This is a genomic window from Microbacterium sp. SCN 71-21, from assembly GCF_001725695.1.
Classification (GTDB): Bacteria; Actinomycetota; Actinomycetes; order Actinomycetales; family Microbacteriaceae; genus Microbacterium; species Microbacterium ginsengisoli.
The window spans coordinates 25,966-28,399 of sequence record NZ_MEGA01000048.1; the positions used below are offsets into that span (position 1 = coordinate 25,966).

At 75.1% G+C, this 2,434-nt stretch carries 2 protein-coding genes and 2 pseudogenes; 1 reads left to right on the plus strand and 3 read right to left on the minus strand.

What is annotated here, in order from left to right:
• Nucleotides 1-21 precede the first annotated feature (21 nt).
• A pseudogene (locus tag ABT08_RS13235) lies at nt 22-912 on the plus strand (Gfo/Idh/MocA family protein).
• A 4-nt stretch (nt 913-916) separates the two neighbouring features.
• On the opposite strand, the gene pcaC reads toward ABT08_RS13235, so the two are convergent.
• The 3 genes and pseudogenes from pcaC to ABT08_RS08555 form a co-directional block, all read right to left on the minus strand.
• A complete protein-coding gene (gene pcaC / locus ABT08_RS08545; RefSeq protein ID WP_056206358.1) occupies nt 917-1,306 on the minus strand; it encodes a 4-carboxymuconolactone decarboxylase in 390 nt (129 codons plus the stop codon).
• Nucleotides 1,303-2,091: an alpha/beta fold hydrolase gene (locus ABT08_RS08550; protein ID WP_056206356.1), complete on the minus strand. Its 789-nt coding sequence runs from the start codon at nt 2,089-2,091 to the stop codon at nt 1,303-1,305. The genes pcaC and ABT08_RS08550 overlap by 4 nt, the downstream gene beginning before the upstream one ends.
• Nucleotides 2,088-2,434 (minus strand): annotated as a pseudogene (locus ABT08_RS08555) (lyase family protein); the annotation flags it as partial. The pseudogene ABT08_RS08555 and the gene ABT08_RS08550, both read right to left, overlap by 4 nt.

A 2,434-nucleotide genomic window follows, 5' to 3' on the forward strand; every position in this document is an offset into this window, starting at 1 on the left:
CTGCTCGGCGACGCGCACGGGGTGCCGTCGTTCCCCGACCTCGACGCGCTGCTCGGCGCGACGGCCCCCGACGCCGTCATCATCGCCACCCCCAACGAGCTGCACGTGCCGCTCGCGCACGAGCTCGTGCGTCGCGGCATCCCGATGCTCGTCGAGAAGCCGCTCGGCGCGACCGCCGACGAGGCGACGCTGCTCGCCGACGCGGCGGCCCGTGCCGGGGTGCCGGTGCTCGTCGGGCACCACCGGCGGCACCACCCGGCCGTGCGTGCCGCGTCCGCGGCGATCGCCGAGGGGGCCCTCGGACGCATCGTCGCGGCGTCGGTCACCTCGTTCCTGCGCAAGCCCGACGACTACTTCGACGTGCCCTGGCACCGCACGGCCGGCACCGGGGGCACGTTCCTCATCAACCTCATCCACGACGTCGACCTGCTGCGGCACCTGTGAGGCGAGGTCGTCGCGGTGTCGGCCGTCGCCTCCCGCGCGGCCCGGGGGCTCGACGTCGAGGACACCGGAGCGCTCGTGCTGACATTCGCCTCCGGCGCGGTCGCGACGATCGTCGTCTCGGACATCGCCGCTGCGCCGTGGTGCTGGGATCTCACCGCGGGCGACGCGCCCCGCTTCCCCGTGCACGCTGTCGACTCGCATCGCATCGTCGGCACGGATGCCTCGGTGTCACTGCCCGACGCGACGGTGTGGTCGCATGCGGGCGAGGCCGTGTGGACGACGCCGCTGCGTGGCATCCCGTTGCCCCTCGACGCGGCGAATGCGTTCGACCGTCAGCTCGATCACTTCGCCGCCGTCGCGCGCGGCGAGGCGGAGCCGGTCGTCGGCGCCGCCGACGGCGCGCGCAACGTCGCGATCGTCGAGGCGGTGGCGCGGGCGGCGCGCACCGGGCGGAGCGTCGCGGTCTGAGCGCTCAGGCGTCGCCGAGCACGTCCTTCGCGATGCGGAAGGCCGTGTTCGCCGCCGGCACGCCGCAGTAGATCGCCGACTGCAGGATGACCTCGGCGATCTCGTCGTGCGTGAGCCCGTTGGTGACGGCCGCCCGCAGGTGCATCGCGAGCTCCTCGTGGTGGCCGAGCGCGATGAGCGCGGTCAGCACCGCGACCGAGCGCGACCGCCGGTCGAGCCCGGGACGCGACCACACGTCGCCCCAGGCGTACCGGGTGATGAAGTCCTGGAAGTCCGCTGTCAACGGCGTCGTGCCGGCGACGGCCCGGTCGACGTGCGCGTCGCCGAGCACCGCGCGGCGCACGGTCATGCCCTGGCTGCGGCGGGTCTCGTCGTCGAGGGGATCGGTCGTCATGGCTGCGCCTTCCGGGCGTGGGGGGTGAGGAATGCGATCAGCGCCGCGGCGGTCGCGGCCGGCTGCTCGGCGGGCGGGAGGTGCGCGGCATCCTCGATCACCGCGGCGCGACCGTCAGCGACGCCCTCGGCGATCTGGCGGGCCTTCGCCTCCGGGGCGACCTGATCGTGCCGACCCCACAGCGCGAGCACCGGGGTGTCGATCTCGCCGAGGCGGGCGGACACGTCGTAGGCGGCGAGCGCCTCGCAGCAGGCGGCGTAGCCCTCGTCGTCGGCGTCCTGCAGGGCGTGCAGCAGGCGGCCCGACAGCTCGGGCTCGCGCGCCATCGACTCGGGGGCGAACCAGCGCTGGGCCGACCCGATGATGAGCGCCGACGTCGACTGCGCGCGCACGGTCGCGGCGCGCTCGTGCCAGCTCTCGGGGGTGGCGAGCAAGGCCCCGGAGGCGACGATAGCGGCCGCGTCGACGAGACCCGGATGCCGCAGCAGCAGCTCGAGCCCGGTGGCGCCTCCGAGGGACACGCCCGCGTAGAGGGCGTGTCCGCCGTGCGCACGGATGAGGTCGGCGACCGCGTCGGCGAGCTCGCCCACCGTGAACGGGGCGGCCGGGGAGGGAGCGTCACCGTGACCCGGCAGATCCCACGCGATCACGCGGAAGCGCTCCGCGAGCGCCGGGAGGGTGTTCTCCCACAGGATCGTCGAGGTGCCGAGGGACGGCCCGAGCACGAGCAGCGGCGCATCGGCGGGCCCGACCGGATTGGTCGCCGCGATCACGGGCGCGGTCATGCGTCCTCCTCGGCGAGGGTCTCGTCGACGAATGCCGCGGCCAGCCCGAGATAGCGCGCGGGGTCGAGCAGGTCGTCGAGGTCGACGCGCAGGCCGCGGGCCGCGAGCGGTGCCTCGAGCAGTGTGCGCAGGTCTCCGCCCGTCGTCGCGCCGGCGATCGCGGCAGCCACCGTGTCGGCGCCGATGAGCGGGGCGAGCTCGGCCGAGAGCCGTTCGGCGACGATCAGCCCGTCGCTGAGCGCGAGGGTGCGCGCCACGGCGTCGAGGTCGACGACAAGACCGGCGGTGAGCGCCGCCGCCGTGCGTGCGGCCCCCAGCGCGACGCGCAGCAGCTCGCGCAGCG

Bases quoted from the DNA above. Each gene is read 5' to 3' on its own strand.
- pcaC (WP_056206358.1), bottom strand. From the start codon at position 1,306: ATGACGACCGATCCCCTCGACGACGAGACCCGCCGCAGCCAGGGCATG.
- ABT08_RS08550 (WP_056206356.1), bottom strand. From the start codon at position 2,091: ATGACCGCGCCCGTGATCGCGGCGACCAATCCGGTCGGGCCCGCCGAT.